Below are 19,979 nucleotides of genomic sequence, written 5' to 3' on the forward strand. Positions count from 1 at the left end.
ATTCCCCAAAAAACGAAATAACCATGAAAAAAGTAGTAACAACGATCCTCTTCATATTTGCCGGTCTGGCCTCGGTATTTAGTCAGCAGGATGCACAGTACACGCAGTACATGTATAACACCATATCAGTAAACCCGGCCTATGCAGGTTCACGTGGGGTGTTCAGTATTGCCGCACTTCATCGCTCGCAGTGGGTAGGCTTAGATGGGGCTCCCACAACGCAGACCCTCAACTTCCATACGCCGGTTTCTGGCAAAGTGGGGTTGGGCCTATCGATCGTGAACGATGAGATCGGTAACGGAACCAATCAGGATACGTATGTAGATGCGGCATTTTCCTATACCGTTAATACCTCTCGCGAGGGTAAACTGTCCTTTGGATTAAAGGCAGGTGGGCATCTTCTAAACGTAGATTTCTCTAAGTTAAGGAACTACGGTGCGGAGAGTAACCTTCCTAATATAGACAACAAGTTCTCGCCCAATATAGGAGCAGGGGTATATTACCATACAGACCATTTTTACGCGGGTCTATCGGTTCCTAACTTTTTGCAAACGGAACATTTTGACGGCTCCAATACAGATGCCAGTTCGTTTCTTGCAGAGGAGCGTATGAATTTCTATTTCATTACGGGTTATGTGTTTGATGTAAACCAAAGGTTAAAGTTCAAACCTGCGGCATTGGTCAAGGCGGTAAAAGGAGCTCCCTTACAAGTAGATCTTAGTGCTAATTTCTTGATGAACGATAAGTTTTCATTGGGGCTAGCCTATAGATGGGATGCAGCTCTAAGTGCACTGTTCGGGTTTCAACTGAATGATCAGTTAATGTTGGGTCTGGCCTATGACCGGGAGATTACGGATTTAGGAGCGACCAGATTTAACGATGGTTCCTTTGAAATCTTTCTTAGATACGAATTCCTGAACCGTTACAAACGAGTGATTACCCCAAGATTCTTTTAATAGATAAGACATGAAAAAAGCAAGATATATATTCTGTGGCCTGGCGGTAATGACAATGGTTTCTCAGGCACAAGAGAAAAAGATAAAAAAGGCGGACACGAAATTTACCAACTATTCCTATGCCTCGGCCATACAGTCCTATGAGGTTTTAGTAGAGGATGGGTATACGGAAGAAGAGATTTTCAAAAACTTGGGGAACGCGAACTATTTAAACGCGAACTATGAGGAAGCTGCCAATTGGTACGGTCAACTGTTCCAGTTGGGAGTAACGGATATCGACCCCGAATACATGTACCGCTACGCCCAAACATTAAAGTCGTTGGAAAAGTATGACGCATCGGACATTTGGATGAACAAGTTCAAGAAGGCAAGGTCCAGTGACCAACGGGCGCTGGCCTTCGGCAATAACTTGGATTACTTAGACCAAATAGAAGAACGCTCGGGAAGGTACGAACTAAAAAATTTGGCACTGAACTCCAAGGTGTCCGATTTTGCGCCCTCTTTCTATGGAAAAGATTTGGTCTTTTCTACGGCAAGGGACAGTGGGCGGATATCCAAAAACATCCACAGATGGAACAATGGCGCCTTTCTAAACCTGTACAAAGCAACAGGAGACGGGCAAGGAAACTTTACGTCATTGGAAAAGTTAGACCGAAAACTGAACAAGAAAACACACGAATCCTCTACGGCCTTTACTAAAGATGGACAGACCATGTACTTTACCCGTAACAATTCGGACAACGGAAAATTTTCCAGAGATGAGGAAGGGATAAGCAGGTTAAAAATATACAGGGCCAACTTGGTAGACGGCGAATGGGATAATATCGTAGAACTTCCTTTTAACGGGGATGGTTACTCCGTGGCTCACCCAACGTTGAACAAGGACGAGACCAAATTGTATTTCGCATCCGATATGCCGGGAACGGCCGGGGAATCGGATATATTCTCGGTAGAGATTAACAAGGACGGTACTTTTGGAGCTCCGCAGAATATGGGCCCGCAAATCAATACGGAAGCTAGGGAGACTTTTCCCTTTATAACCGAATCCGATATTCTCTATTTTTCTTCGGACGGGCATCCCGGTCTGGGCGGTCTTGATGTATTTGCTACAGATCTAAAGAACGATAGTGGCAGGGTCATTAACGTAGGAAGACCGTTGAATGGGGAAGAGGATGATTTTTCATATATAGTAAACGAAGAAACGAAAAAAGGATACTTCGCCTCTAATCGCGAAGGAGGAGTGGGCAATGACGATATTTATGGTTTCATAGAAACGGAGCCTTTAGATTTTACTTGTCATACCAATATTACGGGCACGGTCAAGGATAAAAAGACGGGAGCTTTGCTTGCCAATGCATCCATTAAAGTATATGATAGTAAGAAGAACCTAATTGCCAGTTCGGAAACGGATGCCAACGGTGCGTTTGCCATGGAGGGCGATTGTACGGATGGGAACTACAAAATTGTAGCCACTAAAACGGATTATGATGAGGGCGACAAGATGTTTGCCACGGTGAACGCGCAGGATGCAACCGGAATAGAAGTTGTATTGGCGCAAGCGGATAAATCGGCACCCGTTGGTACGGACCTGGCAAAGTATCTTAACATTGAACCGATTTATTTTGATTTTGATAAACACTTCATACGTGATGATGCCCGCATCAGTATAGACAAAGTTTTGGCGTATTTGAACGAATACCCGAACGTAAAGGTACAGGTGCGATCACATACGGACTCCCGCGCGAACGATAATTACAACATGCAATTGTCTGCCAACCGGGCCAAGTCTACTGCAGAGTACCTAGTTGGGCAGGGCATTGCCCAAGATCGTATCTCCTTTGAAGGTTTTGGCGAGACGCAGCTAACAAATGATTGTAGCAATGGGGTGCCTTGTTCCAAGGAGCAGCACCAAATGAACAGACGATCGGAGTTCATAGTGGTAGAATAAAGTAAAATATATATTTGAAGGGAAGAAAGGGAAAGAGCATAGCTTTTTCCCTTTTTTTGTTTTAACTAATTTGACTCAACTAAAATTCTTTTTTTTAATCTTCATTCTATACATTTGTAAATGTAAACTTTAGGGGTGTTCCTATTTATTGGGACTGAGACATACCCTTTGAACCTGATGCGGTTAGTACCGACGAAGGGAAAAGTTGAAAAACATTTTGAAATAGATGTTTACAACACTTTTCATTAAAGTGTCCGATGTTTTCTAGCGGAGCACTTTCTTTTCAAAGACGTACGGGCCTCTATCGTTACAGCATAAAATTATTCTGTATGATAACGATAAACATGAACCAAAAGCAGTTGCAGCTTGGTGCCGAAACTACTATCCATCAATTTTTACAACAAATAGATTCTTCCGGAAACGGCGTTGCTGTGGCCATTAACGACCAAGTTGTACCACGTACCAATTGGCAAACCCGTTTTCTGCAAGACAATGATACGGTTCTCGTTATTCAGGCCGCGCAAGGTGGTTGATGAATTTTTAAAGTATAATCCGGAGTTAAAGCAATATAGTTAAACCTGCAACGAGCAATAGCTTAGCGCACATAGCCACTAAATATGAAAAGTAAAGACACTGCCCCAAAACAAGACCACATTACAAGACAACCTTTTCCGAATTCAAAAAAAATCTATGTAAGTGGAAAAATCCACCCAGAGATTAAAGTTGCAATGCGAGAAATTACATTAAGCGACACTAAGGACTCTTTAACCGGAAAGTTAACACCCAATGAACCGGTTACAGTGTATGATACGTCAGGGCCTTATACGGATCCCGAAAAAAAGATTGATGTACATAGTGGAATTGAAAGAATTAAGGAGCAGTGGATTTTAGGTAGAGGAGATGTAGAGCAGCTAGATAGTTATTCTTCGGAGTATTGCAATGAACGTTTGAACGATAGTAGTTTGGATCACATGCGTTTTTCGCTCTTAAAAAAGCCGTTACGAGCCAAAAAAGGGAAAAACGTTACGCAATTGCATTACGCAAAGCAGGGTATAATTACTCCTGAAATGGAATACATCGCCATTCGTGAAAATCAGCGAATTGATGAAATGACCGAGATTGTAAAGCAGCACAAAGGCGAACATTTTGGAGCGGCTATTCCGGAGAAGATTACTCCTGAATTCGTACGTGAAGAAGTTGCTCGTGGGCGTGCGGTAATTCCGTCCAACATAAATCACCCAGAAGCGGAACCTATGATTTTGGGTCGTAATTTCTTGGTAAAGATTAATGCGAATATCGGTAACTCGGCTACTACATCTTCTATTGAGGAAGAGGTGGAAAAGGCGGTTTGGGCCTGTCGGTGGGGAGCGGATAATATAATGGACCTTTCAACCGGTCAAAACATTCATGAAACGCGTGAATGGATCATTCGTAATTCTCCGGTTCCCGTGGGAACGGTACCAATTTATCAGGCTTTAGAAAAAGTGAATGGTGTAGCAGAAGACCTTACTTGGGAAATTTTTAGGGATACCCTAATTGAACAGGCCGAGCAGGGAGTTGACTATTTTACCATTCATGCAGGCGTTCTTTTACGCTATGTGCCCTTGACGGCCAAACGGGTTACGGGTATTGTTTCTCGCGGCGGTTCTATCATGGCTAAATGGTGTTTAGCGCATCATAAAGAAAGTTTCTTATATACGCATTTTGAGGATATCTGTGAGATTCTGAAGCAGTACGATGTAGCTTTTTCTTTAGGGGATGGTCTACGTCCGGGTTCAGTAGCGGATGCCAATGATGAAGCTCAGTTTGCCGAATTGGCAACTTTGGGCGAGCTAACGCAGATTGCCAGGAAACACGAAGTTCAATGTTTTATTGAAGGTCCAGGCCACGTGCCCATGCACATGATCAAAGAGAACATGGAAAAGCAAATTGAAGTTTGTGATGAAGCTCCGTTTTATACTTTAGGGCCTTTAACTACGGATATAGCTCCAGGTTACGATCATATTACTTCCGGTATCGGCGCGGCTATGATCGGTTGGTTCGGTTGTGCTATGTTGTGTTATGTTACGCCTAAAGAACATTTGGGCTTACCTAATAAAGATGATGTAAGAACAGGGGTAGTGACCTATAAATTGGCAGCTCATGCGGCAGATTTGGCAAAAGGGCATCCTGGTGCACAACATAGGGATAATGCATTGAGCAAAGCTCGATTTGAATTCCGTTGGGAAGATCAGTTCAATTTGGGGTTAGACCCGGAATTGGCTCGCGAATATCACGATGAGACCTTACCTGCGGATGGTGCCAAGATTGCACATTTCTGTTCTATGTGCGGACCCAAATTCTGCTCTATGAAGATATCTCAGGAAGTACGTGATTTTGCCGCGGCAAACGATATTGTAGACAATGAGGTCATTCAAAAAGGGATGGAAGAAAAGTCCAAAGAATTTAAGGACAAAGGCTCGGAAGTGTACTTGTAAATTATAGTCCATGATTGTTCTGATTGCCCCGGAAACCAATATGCCCAACGAACTTGAACTACTGAACAAGTTGTTTCAAGAAGGATTGAAGTATTATCACCTACGTAAACCTGATAAGGACTACGAGGGACATTCAGCATATCTTGAAAAAATAGATTCAAAATTCCATGACCGCGTGGTAGTACACCTGTATCATGAATTGATAGTGGATTTTAATTTAAAGGGAATCCACTTTCAAGAGCAGAAAAGAAGGGATGTACTGATAGGTAACGAGTTGAAGGAGAAGGAGGTCAGAACCCTAATGAATAATTATTTAGCATCCTTGGGAGTCGAAAGCGCCAAAATCAAAACGATAAGTTCCTCCTTTCATGAACCTAATGAGTTGCAAGACTGTAATTTTAATTTTGATTACCATTTATTGAGCCCTGTATTTTCATCCATTTCAAAGAAAGGATATAAAGGCAGGGGGTTTGATGTAAATCATATCGATAAAAAAGTAATCGGTATGGGTGGCGTAACCAAAAACAATTTGGATGAAATTCAAAAATTAGGTTTTCAAGGAATCGGAGTTTTGGGAGGAATCTGGAACAGCAAAACGCCCATTGAGGACTTTAAAGCGATGCAAGAATTTTATAGAAACACATGATTATGAACATACCAAAGTTGCATTATATCTCACAAGGAAAAACACCGGAAGACCATCTGGAGCATATTCAGAAGGCCTGTACATCTGGTGCGGAACTAGTGCAATTGCGTTTAAAGAACGTAAAGAAAAGCGTGGTGTTAAAGACCGCCGAGAAAGCCAGGGAGATTACTGCACATTTTCAAACGCGATTGATTATTAATGACCATTATCAAATTGCCAAAGAAGTAAAGGCAGATGGTGTGCATCTTGGTAAAACAGATGCCGACTCCGCGGTTGCCCGCAAGCTTTTGGGAGATTATTACATCATTGGAGGAACGGCAAATACCTTAGATGATTGCTTGGCTTTGGTGAAAAAGGGAGTTGACTATATTGGTTTAGGACCTTTTCGGTTCACGACAACTAAAGAAAACTTGAGTCCGATTATACCGCTTTTGGGGTATCAAGCCATTGTAGAGGAACTTAAATCGGACATGCCCATTATTGCTATTGGCGGTATTACTATAGAAGACGTACCGGAGATTTTAAAAACCGGAGTGTACGGTATAGCGGCTTCTGGCGAAATAACTAAGGATTTTAATAAAATAAACGCTTTTCACCACCTTTTGAAAGCACCTTCTACGAACGAACAACTTTGGAACAGGGAAACAAACTTTTAAATATGACAGATGCACTTCACATAGCGGATAAAACTTTTTCTTCACGCTTGTTTACCGGTACGGGTAAATTCTCCAGTTCGGAAAAAATGAGGGAAGCTGTCCTAGCTTCGGAAAGTGAACTGGTTACCGTTGCCCTCAAAAGGGTAGAGGTTGAAAACAAATCGGATGATATGTTGAAAAGCCTTAATGCGGACCATATCAACCTATTGCCAAATACATCAGGAGTAAGAACGGCCAAAGAAGCGGTTTTTGCAGCACAATTGGCACGAGAGGCTTTGGAAACGAATTGGATGAAGTTAGAAATTCACCCAGACCCAAGGTACCTTTTGCCAGACCCCATAGAAACTCTAAAGGCGGCCGAAGAATTGGTGAAATTGGGATTTGTAGTGATGCCTTACATTCACGCTGATCCTGTTTTGTGCAAGCGATTGGAAGAGGTTGGCGTACAATGTGTAATGCCTTTGGGTGCGCCCATAGGAAGCAACAAAGGATTAAAAACCGATGATTTCCTGAAAATTATTACTGAACAGAGCAATGTGCCGGTAATTGTAGATGCTGGTATTGGTGCCCCGTCACATGCGGCTTATGCCATGGAATTGGGTGCAGATGCGGTTTTGGTCAATACGGCCATTGCAGTATCTCCTAGTCCGGTTGATATGGCCATTGCCTTTAAAATGGCCGTTGAAGCAGGGAGAATGGCCTACCGAGCAAAATTGGCACCAGTAAAAGAAGTGGCGGAAGCGAGTAGTCCGTTAACGTCCTTTTTAAACTAAAATAGACCTTATGGCTTTTAGAAATACATTTGAGGAATACGATTGGGATACCCTAGAGCATGAAATTTATGCCGTAACCGAAGCGGAGGTAGCTGCAGTTCTTAAAAAGGAACGTATTTCTTTGGACGATTTTAAAACATTGATTTCTCCAGCGGCCAAGCCTTTTTTAGAAGAAATGGCACAGCGCAGCCATCAGCTGACCAAAAAGCGTTTTGGGAACACCATACAGATGTATCTGCCCATGTATCTGTCCAATGAATGCCAGAACATTTGCACCTATTGCGGGTTTAGTATGACCAATAAAATTCCCCGTAAAACCCTTAGCGATGCCGAAATATTAAAAGAGGTAGCGCATATAAAAGAACTGGGCTATGACCATATTTTACTGGTAACGGGCGAAGCCAATAGAAAAGTAGGTGTGGCGTATATCAAACATGCCATTGAATTGATAAAGGCACATTTCTCCAATATCAGTATGGAGGTCCAACCTATGGACCAAGAGGAGTATGAGGAGTTGATAGCTGCGGGACTGTATGCCGTTTTGGTATATCAAGAAACGTATCATGAAGCCACTTACAAAGTGCATCACCCCAAAGGAAAAAAATCGAATTTTAATTACCGATTGGATACCCCGGACCGTTTAGGAAAAGCGGGCATTCATAAAATAGGGTTGGGAGCCTTGTTTGGATTGGAAGACTGGCGTGTTGACAGTTTTTATACGGCCTTGCACTTAAAATACCTGCAAAAGACCTATTGGAAAACGAAGTACAGTATATCGTTTCCAAGGCTGAGACCACACCAGGGCGATGTACAGCCAAAGGTTGAAATGACGGATGCGGATTTGGTTCAGTTAATTTGTGCTTACCGATTGCTAGATGAAGATGTGGAGCTATCCATGTCTACACGGGAAAGTGAAACCTTCCGAAATAACATTATAAAATTGGGAATTACGTCTATCAGCGCGGAGTCAAAGACCAATCCGGGAGGTTATACTGCAGAACCGGAATCTTTGGAGCAATTTGAAATTTCCGATGAACGCTCTACGGCGGAAATCCGGGAAATGATAAAGAAACAGGGCTATGAGCCAGTTTTTAAAGATTGGGAAATTTTTGCTTGATTCGTATGCAATTCCAATCTAAAGCGTACCGAATATTTTCGTAAACCGTTCCGGTAAATCATCCGTTATACGGATTTTCTCATCCGTAAATGGGTGAATGAATTCTAGGGAATATGCATGAAGGTAAAGTCCTTTTCCCTTTAAAATAAAGCCTTCTTTGCCATAAGTTTGGTCTCCAAGAATAGGGTTGCCTAGGGAAGCCAGATGTTTCCGTAGCTGATGGCGTCTTCCGGTTTTGGGGTCTAGTTTCACTAGATTTAGGGTTCCATATTTTTCGGACGCAACGGATTGGACAATCTCAAAATGACTTTCGGCAAACTTATCATCTATGGGAGTAGTGATTTTTCCGTGCGGAGGAATTGTTCCAATGGTTACCGCATAGTAGGTCTTCTTGATTTTTTTATCCTCAAAAAGTTGGTTGAGCTTACGAATGGCACTTCCTGTCTTTCCTGTCAATAACACTCCGGTTGTAGCATAATCCAACCGGTGTACAGGTTGCGGTTTAGTAGTATCTGGCAATGCGCTTGGTTGAAGGTTCTGAGGCAAAGCATGGGCAATGGTCTTAAAACCGTTGCCACTTACCAGAATGCCGCCCGGTTTATGAATTAGGGCCAGATAGTCATCCTCATAAATAACTTTTAGGTCAAAAATGAGTTTTTTTCCTTGGGAAGTTTCGGTCGTTACCTTCAAGGTAATGTTTTCACCTCCTTTAATATAGGTGCCCGTAGAAGCTATTATCCCGTTAACCGTAACGAACTTTTTTTTAAGTACTTTTTTTAAAGCGGATTTCGTAGGCACGGAACTGAAAATACCCACCCCATACTCTTGAAGCCTTAAGGGACCGGAAAGAGGAGGAACTTTATGGGTTTCTACGGTGGTATTGTCTTGCATGGTTCGGCTAAAAAGTAAAAATAGATAAAATCAATTTTTAAATAGCAAGCTAACCTTTCTCATTCATTAATGAGAAACCACTTTTAGGCCAATAATAGAACCGATTAAAGTAGTGAGGAAAAATATACGAAGCAGGGATGCTGGTTCCTTAAAGACCAAAATACCCATTAACACGGTGCCCACGGCTCCAATCCCTGTCCAAACCGCATAGGCGGTCCCAATGGGTAAATGTTGGGTAACTTTCACCAAAAGCCCCATACTTAGGGCAAGGGTGATTATGAAACCCAAATACCATAGATACATTTCATTACCTGATGCTTCTTTAGCCTTTCCTAAGCAAAAAGCAAAAGCTACTTCAAAAAGGCCGGCTATAACTAGGAGAATCCAGTTCATTTCTTTTTTATGTAAAAGTCGGGGATTGAACTGAGGAATCATTTTACAAATGATAAAAAAGAAAGGCTATTTTATTTCTGCCCGTATTCTGCTTAAGCTCACTTGCGTGATGCCTAAATAAGAAGCTATATGCCCCAATTGTACCCGTTTAATAAGGTCCGGGGAATTTTTTAGGAGCGAAGCATACCTTTCCGTAGCATTTTTAAACTGAAGAAATATGAGTCGTTCTTCCGTTTTAATTAGTTCTTGTTCGGCAAATTTCCGGCCCCAGTTTGCAATATGGATGTCTTGATCATAGAGCTTCTGCAAATCCTGTGTTTTCAGTTCATAGAGCTCGCAATTTTCTAAGAGTTCAATGTCTTCATAGCCTTTTTCAAGGGCAACATAACTTTTCATGGAGATAATGGTATCACCTTCAGCACCAAACCAAAAAGTAACCTCCTGGTCCGCCAAGTTGGAAAAGGCCCGGACAATTCCTTTTTTTATAAAATAAATACTCGTTTCAATTTTTTCGGCCTTTAAAAGAATGTGCCCTTTGGGATAGGCCACTTCCGTAATGTGCTTTTTAAGGGATTCTCTAGAATCTTGTGGCAGCGGGTAAATCCTGTTTATTATTTCGTCAATTGTCATTGAAGGGCCTTTTGGCGAGCGTGGTGAATAGAGGTAATTCTCGATTCAAATTTACGAACTAGGACAATAGTATTTCTATCAATTAAATGAAATCCTAAATTTTGAAGGTGAAAGATTTGTCTTGGCCTTGAACAGTTTGCTAAAGGATTGCGAATGCTCAAACCCCAGTTCGTAGGCAATTTCACTCACGGATAGGTCTGTTGAGGATAATTTTTCCTTAGCCTTTGCAATGAGTTTTTCATGAATATGTTGTTGGGTATTTAAACCTGTCAGGTTTTTAAGAAGTCCGCTAAGGTAATTAGGGGAGAGATGTAATGTAGAGGCTACGTTTTGAACTGTGGGTAGGCCCTTTTCGCGTAACGTGTTATCGTCAATATAGTGGTTTAGAACTTCTTCCAATCGCACTAGAACTTCATGGTTGTTTTTCTTTCTGGTAATGAATTGGCGCTCATAGAACCTTTCGGAATAGCTAAGTAACAGTTCTATTTGTGCTATAATAATATTTTGGCTGAAATTATCGATATTATCTTCGATCTCCCGTTTAATGTTTTGCATAATACCTTCCAGTAGGCTTTCCTCTTTTTCGGACATAAAAAGCGCCTCGTTTATCGCATAGTCGAAAAAATCATATTGTTTTATAGTTTTAGCGAGAGACGTATTCCAGATATAATCTTGATGTATAAGGAGTAGCCATCCGGATGGATTCAAATTTTTCTTGTTGTTGGGCTCCACACGCAATAGCTGCCCTGGCGCAATAAAGGATAGTATACCATTATCAAAATCATATTCCTTTTGTCCGTATCGTAACGGACCAACATTTCTTTTTATGCCTATGGAATAGAAATTAAAGAGCCATTGCTCTCCAATGTGTTCTGGAAGAATTTTGGTTAGCCCGTAATCAATTAAACTCACCAAAGGGTGATGAGGGCTAGACAGCCCTCTTATTTTATGAAATTCACTAATGGTTTCTATTTTCCGAACGTTGGTTTTCATTGTTACGTAATTATTAAAGCAGCATACCCCCGGAGACCTCTAAACGTTGGCCGTTGATCCAACGGGCATCTTCCGTACAGAGGAAAGCCACAACTCCACCAATATCTTCAGGTTCTCCAACTTTACCTAAGGCGGTAATATTGGCAATGGTTTGTCTTTTTTCATTATCATCCCTGTTCGTACCGCCCCCAAAATCGGTAGCAATGGCACCTGGGGCAACAATGTTAGCTGTAATTTTTCTTGGTCCTAATTCCTTGGCCAGATAGCGAGTGAATACTTCAACGGCTCCCTTCATACAGGCATATGCCGATGCACCAGGAAATGAAAACCGGGTCAAACCTGATGATATGTTAATGATACGCCCTCCGTCATTTATAAATAATAAGGCCTTTTGGGTCAAGAAATACACACCTTTAAAGTGAATGTTCATTTGCTCATCAAACTGTTCCTCAGTCGTATCAGTGATAGGGTTATATAATCCGGTACCAGCATTGTTTATAAGAAAATCGAAATTTGGATTGCCGTATTCGTCAGTTAGATAAGCGGATAACCGATTGAAAAATCTTCCAAACTCTTTGGTGTTGCTCGTATCCAATTGAAAGGCTTTAGCCTTTTGACCATTCTTTTCAATTTCGGAAACCACCTCATTGGCAGCCTGTTCATTGGTGTGATAGGTGATGATAACATCTATCCCTTTTTTTGAAATATTGATGGCCATATCCTTACCCAGCCCACGGCTTCCACCGGTTACTAATGCGATTTTAGTCTTTTTCATAGTCGCTAAATTTTGTTTGCACAAAGTTCAGTACAGTTCATAGGGTAAGTGTAGCAAAATCTATGATTATTGTATCCAAATGCAACACTAAAACAGAGTTTACGACCTATTTCTAAAAGGTTACCCCCTTATAATTGTGGGGCTATTTCTCCTCAACATTCCAAATTCCGTTAAGGGAATACAGGTTCGTGTTGGTAACGTTCAAGTTTCCGTCATTGGCGAACAAGGAAACGGTATCAAACTTTTCTGTAGGAAAGAAAATATCGGTAAAATTCAGTTCTCCGTCATTAAGAAATAATTCTAGGGACGAAACGTCAACAAAGAGCTGTATTTTTAAGGTATCGTCTTTAAGGCTATACGGCGCGGAATGTTTTTTACTGAAGAAATCTTCGGAAAACTTGGTGGTACTGGAGTTGGTCCGATCTACATATAGTTTTTCTTCGGCCCTATCAAAAGTGATTATCAGATTTTCTCCAAGTCCGTTTTTTAGTTCAATTCCAAAGGATTGAGCAGTAGTTTCCTTTAAGTCAATATCCATCACAATTTCAAATTGCGAGGAGGAAAATGAGCCTTCCAATGCATGTGTACCTTCTACTTTAAAAGAGTCTAAAGAAACGGAATCCTTTCGCAAAAGCTGCGTTTCTTGGGCCGGAATGCTCAAAAGACTATAGTCCGTATTGTTTTTTACCAGTTGTAGTTCTCGTGGAAGCGTCATAGCACTTCTCCATTTTTCCGTGGGTACGATTTGGGCGTATTGCCAATTGGACATCCAACCTATGCCCAGTATTCTCCCGTCGTTTTCCGGTATATTGTTCCAGGTTACAAAGGCATAATTGTCCGCACCCCAATCCAACCATTTCTGGTCTTTTATATCACTTTTAAAATCTTTGCCATCAAAATCCCCTATAAAATAAGATGTGGCGGTTCCGCCATTGGGAGCGTCCTTTTGGATGCTTACGATAAGCGCCCATTTTTCTTCATCGGTGCCTTTAACCTTTATAGGAAACAGATCGGGACATTCCCACAATCGAGTATCACCTTCAATACCAAAGTCGGAAAGGAAACTCCAATCAATAAGGTTTGGCGATGCATAGAATTTAACCTTATCGTAGGCGGCCAAGGCTAGAATCCATTTTTGCGATTTCTCGTGCCAAACCACTTTTGGGTCCCTAAAATCCTTAATTTTCTCCGTATTCGGAATTACGGGATTTTGCTCGTATTTGGTCCATTTTGTGCCTTCATCTAGGCTATATGCTATACTTTGGGTCTGAAAATCGTTAGTTTTCGCTTTTTCTCCCGCCATATTATGATGCGTAAATGTAGCAACGATAGGAGGATTCTCTTTGGTACCGAAGCCCGAAGTATTGTTCAGGTCCACCACGGCACCCCCGGAAAAAATAAGACCTAAAGAATCTGGGTACAATGCAATGGGCAAGTGTTCCCAATGAACCATATCCTTAGATTCGGCATGGCCCCAATGCATTGGTCCCCACACGGTACTATCTGGGTAATACTGATAAAAAAGGTGGTATTTGCCCTTGTAGTAGAACATTCCGTTGGGATCGTTCATCCATTTGGCTTCTGGGGTGAAATGGAATTGTGGCCGGTGCTTTTCTTGATATACATCCGATATTTCCGGGCTGGAATTTTCCTTAACCTTAGGTTCGTCCTTACAACCTAAGGATAGGCTAAAGGTTAGAAAGGCCAAAAGCGAAAAATAGATAAGATTTTTCATAGATATAAGTTGAGTTAGTTAAGTGTCGTAGTTTTAAGACTCCTAAATTTAAGCAATGAAGAGCGAATATAAAATTAGAAAGTGCTCCTCATTGATTTTTATAATAAATGGGAGCTTATGAACTATTTTTAATAGGACTTTGGGCTGTTTTTGATTTAGAACACTTTTATATGTGATGGAAAGGAAGTCCCAATTTTTTGAAGATGAATCCGGAGTGGGTGCTATTGGGCGTACCAATAAGACTTTGGCTTTTAGCAAGATAGAAGTCAATAAAACAGACAGGCTATCGGGACAATACATTTTAGCTAATTCACAGGTTTACCACAGACCGTTGAGAGCATTGTCTTTTTAATTCCCTTGAATAAGATAACCTATCTGTTTGTTTATAGTTGAGCTATAAATAAACCGACAGGACTCCACTTTGGCTTCCCCCGAAACTCCGCAATGGTTTGTCCTGTCTGGTTTGGAATGTATTAATTGAGATTACTTCTTTGTTAGTTCCGATACCTCTTTTAAGATTTCATCGGAATGTTTTATTACATATGTACGAATTAATTGGTTGTTTATATTTATAAAAGTTTGGCGTATTCTATTTAATTTTTTGGATTTTAGTCTTCTTCTATTCCAAAACAGGTGGTACCAAAGTATACCCCAGTTGTTGGAGTAGTTCTAGTTCATTATAGTACACCTCTTCTTGCATGAGCTTTCCTTTTTTGCTGAAAGAAGCGGTAACACAACCTTTCAGTTCTATTTTTTTTCCTGTAGCAGGTGTTCCGCTAAAAACACCGGTATTGGTTCCGTTCAAGGTCCAGTGGGTAAAAAGTTTTCGGTCTTTCACTACTACTGTGTCTATGGTCATTTTTGCATCCGGGAAACCCATAAAATAAACGTTCATAAGGGCCTGCATTTCACTTTGGTTATGAACTACTTTAATCCCGTTTTGAATACGGGTGTAGTTCTCTGTTACAATAGATTTTAAACTATCCATGTTTTTTGCGTTCCATGATGCTTCTATGAAGTTGTTAAAGTTGGTTCGTATAAGGTCTTCCTGTGCGGAATATGTAGTAGCTTGAAGTTGGTTATTGTTTTTGCAGGACAACACTACCATCGTAAAGAGTGTTAGTAAGAGTCCAATGCGCTTCATGCATACCTGTCTTATAAAAATTAATAAATGAACTTGGGGTACTTAACACTTCAATTCGTGATGAAACTATATAATTTCAGCATAGGGCGTTCTCCAATGCGGACGAAACCCTAAAATTATTGTCCCAACGTTCATTTCTATTTATCAAAGGGATTCTAACAAGTTTTATCGTATATTTAATCATTCTCATTTCCCTCGGTGAGTAGCACGCCAAACCATGAGAACCATTCTACCAAAAGTTGTTGCTTTCTGGGCCTTTTCTATTTTGAATTGCAGTATTGTTTGCGCCCAAATTATAGAGTCCAACGGCAATTTTTCTTACAAAAAGGTATTTGTAGAAACCGATAATTTTGGAGCCTCCTACCTAGATACCCTAGAAAGAGCCTACCCATCCGCAAGACCGGATACCCTTAAGTTTTCCATTCTCAATGACCTGGCCTATTATTGGCATACCCGGAACTTGAACAAGGCTTTGCAGTTTACCAAGGAAGGTCTACAGCTCACCAAAACCGGAAAAGATAGTGTCTGGGAAGGCCGTTTTCAGATTACGGAAGCTGCTATTTTGCTTCGTATGGAAAAATTAGACTCTGCCGAAAAAGTACTGGAAAGCGCACGTTGCAAAGTGCTGGAAAAAGACTTGCCCCATCTTAACACCCAATTAGGGTATGTGTACGAAAGACGCGGAAAACTGGGCAAAGCGGCAGATTATGCCTTGGAATGCCTGCGGTTGGGTGAAAAATTGAACGACAAAAGAGCCATTGCCATGGCTTACAGTGATCTAAGTAATCTGTTCTGGAAACAGTCCAAATTTAAAACAGGGCTGGAGTACGGTCTAAAATCGTTGGCACTTTATGAAGAACGGGGTATAAACGATCTGGATTATGATTTTACCCTCTTTGTGGTAGCCAATAATTATCTGGCGTTGGCGGACTATGAGCAGGCGCTCAACTATTTTCAGCATGCTATTGTTGTGGGGGAGCGTTATGGTTTTTATAATAATCTGAGTGATGTGTATATGCTCCTGGTGGATACCTACTCGTATTTAAACGAATTTGAAAAGGCCGAAGAAGCAGGCGTCAACGCCATAAAGTATGCAGAATTACTGGAGAATAATTTTCTTCTCATGCGAAGTTGGTTGGCCATTGGCAAACTAAAAAATCTGGAGGGTGAATATGCCAAAGCGGTTGAGTGTCTAAAAAAGTCTATCACTATTGCTACGGAAGATTTTGGCGATGCTTTTTTCTTGAGTCAGGCGTATGAAGCTTTGGGCAAGGCCCATGCGGGCAATCACCAATACAAAGAGGCCTATGCGGCCTTTGCCCGCTACGATAAATACAAGGCCGATGTTTTTACCGCCGAGGCGGACAAAAGAACCTCGCAATTACGAACGGAGTTTGATGTGGCCGGTAAAGAAGATAGGATCCAATCCCAAGAAGCCCTTATTTCCAAACAAAAGACCACACAAAAACTTACCGTGGTTATCTTGGCTTTGTTGCTGCTTCTTTTAATACTGTCCTACAAGGCCATTCAGAATAAGTTTAAGGTCAACAAAATATTACAGAAGCGGAATGAGGAAAAGGAGTTTTTACTCAAGGAAATTCACCATAGGGTCAAGAATAATCTAGAGACGGTTTCCAGTCTGTTATCCCTTCAGGCGGCACGTATAAATGATGAAGATGTACTTAAAGCCATGCGCGAAAGTCAGCATAGGGTGCAAAGCATGGGTATGATCCATCAAAAACTGTACACCGGTAAGAACTTGGCCGCGGTAGAAATGAAAGGGTATTTTCAACAGTTGGGCGAATATATCGTAGATGCCTTTGGCGCCAATGAAACCGTGTCTTTGGAGGTGGTTATGGAACCTATGGAGCTAGATGTGGATATGGCCATTCCCATTGGGCTTATCGTAAACGAACTCTTTACCAATTCTTTAAAATATGCTTTCCCCAACGGGCGAAAAGGAAAAATAAAAATAAGTCTAAGAGAGGAACAGCAAATGCTACAATTAGATGTTATGGATGACGGTATCGGGAATTGGGGAGAAGGGGTTTCCCAAGGCACCGGATTCGGTACGCAGTTGGTAGATTTGCTTACCAAACAATTAGATGGTAAAATGGTACTCAACGTTAGTCAGGGAACTGCGGTATCCATTCAATTTCAACTACATAAAGCCGCTTGATAATGAAAAAAGGAACCCGTATACTTATTGTAGAGGATGATATGATCATTGCCGCCAACATCTCGTTACAACTGGGCAATCTGGGGTACGAGGTTACGGGTATCGTTACTAGGGGAGAAGAGGCCGTAACCCACGCCAAGGAGAACGCGCCGGATATTTTGTTGTTGGATATTAACCTAAAGGGAAATCTAAACGGAATTCAGACCGCAAAGGCCATTCAACAGTTTAAGGATATTCCCGTAATCTATCTTACCGCCAATGCGGACGAAGCTACGTTTGCCCAAGCCAAGGAAACCAGGCCCAAGGCCTATATTACCAAACCTTTCAATAAATTGAACCTGCAGCGCACCATAGAATTGGTGGCGGACCAACTGGTGGAGAAGGAAGAAACAGTCACGGACCCTTTGACGGATATGGAAGTGCTGGGCGATCGCGTATTTATTCGTCACAACGGTAAAATGGAAAAATTGCTCTTAGAGGATATCTTGTATATTGAGGCAGACCGAAACTATTGCACGGTAGTGACCAAAACCGGAAATCTGGTCTTGAGCTGTACCCTAAAAAACATGTTGGAGCGCTTGCCCAATGCCACTTTTATGCGTGTGCATCGTTCCTATGTGGTCAATATTTCTAAATTGGACGTCATTGCGGACGGCCATCTGGAAATCAGTAGAAAGGTAATTCCGTTAAGCAAATCGCATAAGGAATTTTTGTTCAAGCGTATACAGACCATTTAAAGTCTGGAGCGGAATCGTTGTTACTTCCGGGCTGCTTTAAATTCGCTTCCATCGTACCATTTGGGAAAATAATCCTCATTGGCCAGTCGCAATCCTACATCGTAAAATAACTGCAGGTCAAACCGTACACCGCTCAGTTCGGTGGTTTCGGGATCGTATTCGTCCGAAGGTTGGTGATAGGTATGTGTAAGGTAGTCCGCTTTCAGTTCTTTGATCTCCTCAATACTCATATCTAAACCTTCATGGGAACCACTGGCGTATAAGGCCGGAATACCAATTTTGGCAAAATTGAAATGGTCCGATCTAAAGAAATACCCTTTTTCCGCATCAGGGTCTGGAATAATGTAGCGGTCCTGTTTTAGGGCGGCCGCTTCGGCGTATTCATCCATTTCGGACTGCCCAAAACCGGTAATGGTCAGGTCTTTCATTTTTCCGGGGCTAGATAGCGCGTCAATATTAATATTGGCCACGGTTTTTTTGGGGTCATAAATGGGATTTTCAGAATAATAGGCAGAACCCAGCAAACCTTGCTCTTCTCCGGTAACCGCAATAAAGGCAATGGAGCGTCTGGTGGTGTCCGTTTTTTTGAACGCTTCGGCCAAGGCCAAAAGACCCGCGGTACCGGAAGCATTGTCTACGGCACCGTTATAAATGGAGTCGCCATCAATGGCCTTGCCTACCCCAAAATGGTCCCAATGGGCGGAGTAGATAATAACCTCGTCCTTTAGGTCCGTTCCGGGAATAAGCCCGATTACATTCTTAGAAACGTCCTTTTTTATTTTATTCTGAATGGCCACCGACACGTCCAGGTCTAACGAAATAGGCTTAAAGACCCTACTTCTGGCCAGTGTTTTATAATCTTCGCCCTTCATGACCGAAGCATCAAACAACAGCTCGGCACTTGGCCCACTGATCCATGACTCCACATCCAAAAGGGGCTGCTCACTTTCTATGATCAACTTGGAACCGCTCCAACCGGACTCCACAACGTTCCAACCATAGGAGGCAGGTTCCGTATCGTGAATGATGATAAGGCCTTTGGCGCCCTGCCGTGCCGCTTCTTCGTATTTATACGTCCAACGCCCGTAATAGGTCATTTCATTGCCTTTGAACAAGGTAGAATCTCCGGACTGGAAACCGGGATCATTGATCAGGACCACGGCCGTTTTGCCCTTCCAGTCAATACCTTCATAATCGTTCCAGTCGTATTCTGGGGCTACAATACCGTAACCCGCAAAAACAAGTTCGGAATTGTCCAAGCTAACATTTGGGGTAACCTTGCTGGTGGTGGCCACAAAATCTTTTAGTACATCTAGGTTAAAACTGCCCTCTTTACCGGAAATGACCATTTTTTCGGAAGGCGTGCCCGTAATTTCTACCATGGGCACTTCTTGAAAATAGCTATCTCCGTTTCCGGGGTAAACACCCAACTTTTCAAACTCGTCCTTTAGGTAGTTTACCGTTTTTACCTCTCCCTCCGTAAAGGGCTTTCTGCCTAAAAATTCATCTGATGCCAAGCGTTCTATATGTTTGGCAAGCGTGTTCTGGTCTACTTCCGCCAATTTTGGGGCCACCGTTGTAGGGTTGCCACAACTTGCGAGCAGGAGTACCAATAAAAATTTCACATAATTTTTCATAACGGTTTTTTTTTGAACTGCCGGATATCATTGGGGTGGGGCGTAACCCGTGGGAGTAGAACCACCCGAAGCTAAGGTACACTCTTACGTGTACTATTTTAGCTCAAATTTTGCACCTATACCATAAAAAGGGGAAACATGTTTTGGGGAGTAGGCCTTACGTAAGACCTTAGCGGGTAAAAAATTACTACATTTTTTTGAATTGAAGGCGAAGAGGGAATGTAAAATTTGATTATACCCTATGTAGTCATTGTATTTTTGCCTAAAAGAAATTCTAAAAGGCTCATATGTG

19 protein-coding genes and 1 riboswitch are annotated in these 19,979 nt (G+C 41.9%); of the genes, 11 read left to right on the plus strand and 8 right to left on the minus strand.

Annotation, left to right across the window (positions count from 1 at the left end; translation table 11 throughout):
* Positions 1-23: 23 nt before the first annotated feature.
* The 8 genes from Q4597_RS10515 (at position 24) to thiH (ending at position 8,573) form a co-directional block, all read left to right on the plus strand.
* Positions 24-956, plus strand: coding sequence for a type IX secretion system membrane protein PorP/SprF (locus Q4597_RS10515; protein ID WP_215914180.1), 933 nt, complete (start codon positions 24-26; stop codon positions 954-956).
* 10 nt (positions 957-966) lie between these two features.
* Positions 967-2,904 (plus strand): OmpA family protein, encoded by a 1,938-nt coding sequence (locus tag Q4597_RS10520; RefSeq protein WP_303406180.1) that lies wholly within the window; start codon positions 967-969, stop codon positions 2,902-2,904.
* A 121-nt stretch (positions 2,905-3,025) separates the two neighbouring features.
* Positions 3,026-3,122, plus strand: a riboswitch (TPP riboswitch).
* A gap of 111 nt (positions 3,123-3,233) precedes the next feature.
* Entirely contained in the window at positions 3,234-3,437 is a 204-nt protein-coding gene (gene thiS / locus Q4597_RS10525) for a sulfur carrier protein ThiS (RefSeq protein ID WP_215914182.1), read from the plus strand.
* Positions 3,438-3,521: 84 nt separating this feature from the next.
* A complete protein-coding gene (thiC, locus tag Q4597_RS10530; protein WP_303406181.1) occupies positions 3,522-5,381 on the plus strand; it encodes a phosphomethylpyrimidine synthase ThiC in 1,860 nt (619 codons plus the stop codon).
* A gap of 10 nt (positions 5,382-5,391) precedes the next feature.
* The gene (locus tag Q4597_RS10535) at positions 5,392-6,027 is read left to right on the plus strand and encodes a thiamine phosphate synthase (RefSeq protein WP_303406182.1); all 636 of its coding nucleotides are present in this window, start codon (positions 5,392-5,394) and stop codon (positions 6,025-6,027) included.
* 2 nt (positions 6,028-6,029) lie between these two features.
* Entirely contained in the window at positions 6,030-6,683 is a 654-nt protein-coding gene (thiE, locus tag Q4597_RS10540) for a thiamine phosphate synthase (protein ID WP_303406183.1), read from the plus strand.
* 2 nt (positions 6,684-6,685) lie between these two features.
* Positions 6,686-7,456, plus strand: a complete 771-nt coding sequence (locus Q4597_RS10545; RefSeq protein ID WP_303406184.1) for a thiazole synthase — start codon at positions 6,686-6,688, stop codon at positions 7,454-7,456.
* Positions 7,457-7,466: 10 nt separating this feature from the next.
* Positions 7,467-8,573: a 2-iminoacetate synthase ThiH gene (gene thiH / locus Q4597_RS10550; protein ID WP_303406185.1), complete on the plus strand. Its 1,107-nt coding sequence runs from the start codon at positions 7,467-7,469 to the stop codon at positions 8,571-8,573.
* An 18-nt stretch (positions 8,574-8,591) separates the two neighbouring features.
* Here the strand turns inward: thiH and Q4597_RS10555 are convergent, their stop codons facing one another.
* The 6 genes from Q4597_RS10555 to Q4597_RS10580 all read right to left on the minus strand — a co-directional run bounded on the left by Q4597_RS10555 (position 8,592) and on the right by Q4597_RS10580 (position 13,990).
* Positions 8,592-9,464: an RluA family pseudouridine synthase gene (locus Q4597_RS10555; protein WP_303406186.1), complete on the minus strand. Its 873-nt coding sequence runs from the start codon at positions 9,462-9,464 to the stop codon at positions 8,592-8,594.
* A gap of 66 nt (positions 9,465-9,530) precedes the next feature.
* Positions 9,531-9,857 (minus strand): multidrug efflux SMR transporter, encoded by a 327-nt coding sequence (locus Q4597_RS10560; protein ID WP_215914189.1) that lies wholly within the window; start codon positions 9,855-9,857, stop codon positions 9,531-9,533.
* Positions 9,858-9,923: 66 nt separating this feature from the next.
* Positions 9,924-10,487, minus strand: coding sequence for a Crp/Fnr family transcriptional regulator (locus Q4597_RS10565; protein WP_289062372.1), 564 nt, complete (start codon positions 10,485-10,487; stop codon positions 9,924-9,926).
* A gap of 78 nt (positions 10,488-10,565) precedes the next feature.
* Positions 10,566-11,480: an AraC family transcriptional regulator gene (locus tag Q4597_RS10570; protein WP_303406187.1), complete on the minus strand. Its 915-nt coding sequence runs from the start codon at positions 11,478-11,480 to the stop codon at positions 10,566-10,568.
* Positions 11,481-11,493: 13 nt separating this feature from the next.
* On the minus strand, positions 11,494-12,255 hold the full coding sequence (locus Q4597_RS10575) for an SDR family oxidoreductase (RefSeq protein WP_303406188.1): 762 nt from the start codon (positions 12,253-12,255) through the stop codon (positions 11,494-11,496).
* Positions 12,256-12,397: 142 nt separating this feature from the next.
* The gene (locus Q4597_RS10580) at positions 12,398-13,990 is read right to left on the minus strand and encodes a glycoside hydrolase family 32 protein (protein WP_303406189.1); all 1,593 of its coding nucleotides are present in this window, start codon (positions 13,988-13,990) and stop codon (positions 12,398-12,400) included.
* 172 nt (positions 13,991-14,162) lie between these two features.
* On the opposite strand from Q4597_RS10580, the gene Q4597_RS10585 reads away from it, so the two are divergent.
* Positions 14,163-14,342, plus strand: coding sequence for a hypothetical protein (locus tag Q4597_RS10585; RefSeq protein WP_303406190.1), 180 nt, complete (start codon positions 14,163-14,165; stop codon positions 14,340-14,342).
* A 267-nt stretch (positions 14,343-14,609) separates the two neighbouring features.
* Here the strand turns inward: Q4597_RS10585 and Q4597_RS10590 are convergent, their stop codons facing one another.
* Positions 14,610-15,134, minus strand: coding sequence for an ester cyclase (locus Q4597_RS10590; RefSeq protein ID WP_303406191.1), 525 nt, complete (start codon positions 15,132-15,134; stop codon positions 14,610-14,612).
* A gap of 217 nt (positions 15,135-15,351) precedes the next feature.
* Here Q4597_RS10590 and Q4597_RS10595 point away from each other — a divergent pair, with 217 nt between their 5' ends.
* Entirely contained in the window at positions 15,352-17,313 is a 1,962-nt protein-coding gene (locus Q4597_RS10595; RefSeq protein ID WP_303406192.1) for a histidine kinase dimerization/phosphoacceptor domain -containing protein, read from the plus strand.
* A gap of 2 nt (positions 17,314-17,315) precedes the next feature.
* Positions 17,316-18,050: a LytTR family DNA-binding domain-containing protein gene (locus Q4597_RS10600; protein ID WP_303406193.1), complete on the plus strand. Its 735-nt coding sequence runs from the start codon at positions 17,316-17,318 to the stop codon at positions 18,048-18,050.
* A gap of 20 nt (positions 18,051-18,070) precedes the next feature.
* On the opposite strand, the gene Q4597_RS10605 is transcribed toward Q4597_RS10600, so the two are convergent.
* Positions 18,071-19,687 (minus strand): M28 family metallopeptidase, encoded by a 1,617-nt coding sequence (locus Q4597_RS10605; RefSeq protein WP_303406194.1) that lies wholly within the window; start codon positions 19,685-19,687, stop codon positions 18,071-18,073.
* Between the last annotated feature and the right edge of the window lie 292 nt (positions 19,688-19,979).

The sequence above is a fragment of the Zobellia sp. 1_MG-2023 genome, from assembly GCF_030549125.1.
GTDB classification, from domain to species: Bacteria; Bacteroidota; Bacteroidia; order Flavobacteriales; family Flavobacteriaceae; genus Zobellia; species Zobellia russellii.

Bases quoted from the DNA above. Each gene is read 5' to 3' on its own strand.
- thiH (WP_303406185.1), top strand. From the start codon at position 7,467: ATGGCTTTTAGAAATACATTTGAGGAATACGATTGGGATACCCTAGAG.
- Q4597_RS10595 (WP_303406192.1), top strand. From the start codon at position 15,352: ATGAGAACCATTCTACCAAAAGTTGTTGCTTTCTGGGCCTTTTCTATT.
- Q4597_RS10545 (WP_303406184.1), top strand. From the start codon at position 6,686: ATGACAGATGCACTTCACATAGCGGATAAAACTTTTTCTTCACGCTTG.
- thiS (WP_215914182.1), top strand. From the start codon at position 3,234: ATGATAACGATAAACATGAACCAAAAGCAGTTGCAGCTTGGTGCCGAA.
- Q4597_RS10560 (WP_215914189.1), bottom strand. From the start codon at position 9,857: ATGAACTGGATTCTCCTAGTTATAGCCGGCCTTTTTGAAGTAGCTTTT.
- Q4597_RS10590 (WP_303406191.1), bottom strand. From the start codon at position 15,134: ATGAAGCGCATTGGACTCTTACTAACACTCTTTACGATGGTAGTGTTG.
- Q4597_RS10570 (WP_303406187.1), bottom strand. From the start codon at position 11,480: ATGAAAACCAACGTTCGGAAAATAGAAACCATTAGTGAATTTCATAAA.
- thiE (WP_303406183.1), top strand. From the start codon at position 6,030: ATGAACATACCAAAGTTGCATTATATCTCACAAGGAAAAACACCGGAA.
- Q4597_RS10565 (WP_289062372.1), bottom strand. From the start codon at position 10,487: ATGACAATTGACGAAATAATAAACAGGATTTACCCGCTGCCACAAGAT.
- Q4597_RS10555 (WP_303406186.1), bottom strand. From the start codon at position 9,464: ATGCAAGACAATACCACCGTAGAAACCCATAAAGTTCCTCCTCTTTCC.
- Q4597_RS10515 (WP_215914180.1), top strand. From the start codon at position 24: ATGAAAAAAGTAGTAACAACGATCCTCTTCATATTTGCCGGTCTGGCC.
- thiC (WP_303406181.1), top strand. From the start codon at position 3,522: ATGAAAAGTAAAGACACTGCCCCAAAACAAGACCACATTACAAGACAA.
- Q4597_RS10605 (WP_303406194.1), bottom strand. From the start codon at position 19,687: ATGAAAAATTATGTGAAATTTTTATTGGTACTCCTGCTCGCAAGTTGT.
- Q4597_RS10580 (WP_303406189.1), bottom strand. From the start codon at position 13,990: ATGAAAAATCTTATCTATTTTTCGCTTTTGGCCTTTCTAACCTTTAGC.
- Q4597_RS10600 (WP_303406193.1), top strand. From the start codon at position 17,316: ATGAAAAAAGGAACCCGTATACTTATTGTAGAGGATGATATGATCATT.
- Q4597_RS10575 (WP_303406188.1), bottom strand. From the start codon at position 12,255: ATGAAAAAGACTAAAATCGCATTAGTAACCGGTGGAAGCCGTGGGCTG.
- Q4597_RS10520 (WP_303406180.1), top strand. From the start codon at position 967: ATGAAAAAAGCAAGATATATATTCTGTGGCCTGGCGGTAATGACAATG.
- Q4597_RS10535 (WP_303406182.1), top strand. From the start codon at position 5,392: ATGATTGTTCTGATTGCCCCGGAAACCAATATGCCCAACGAACTTGAA.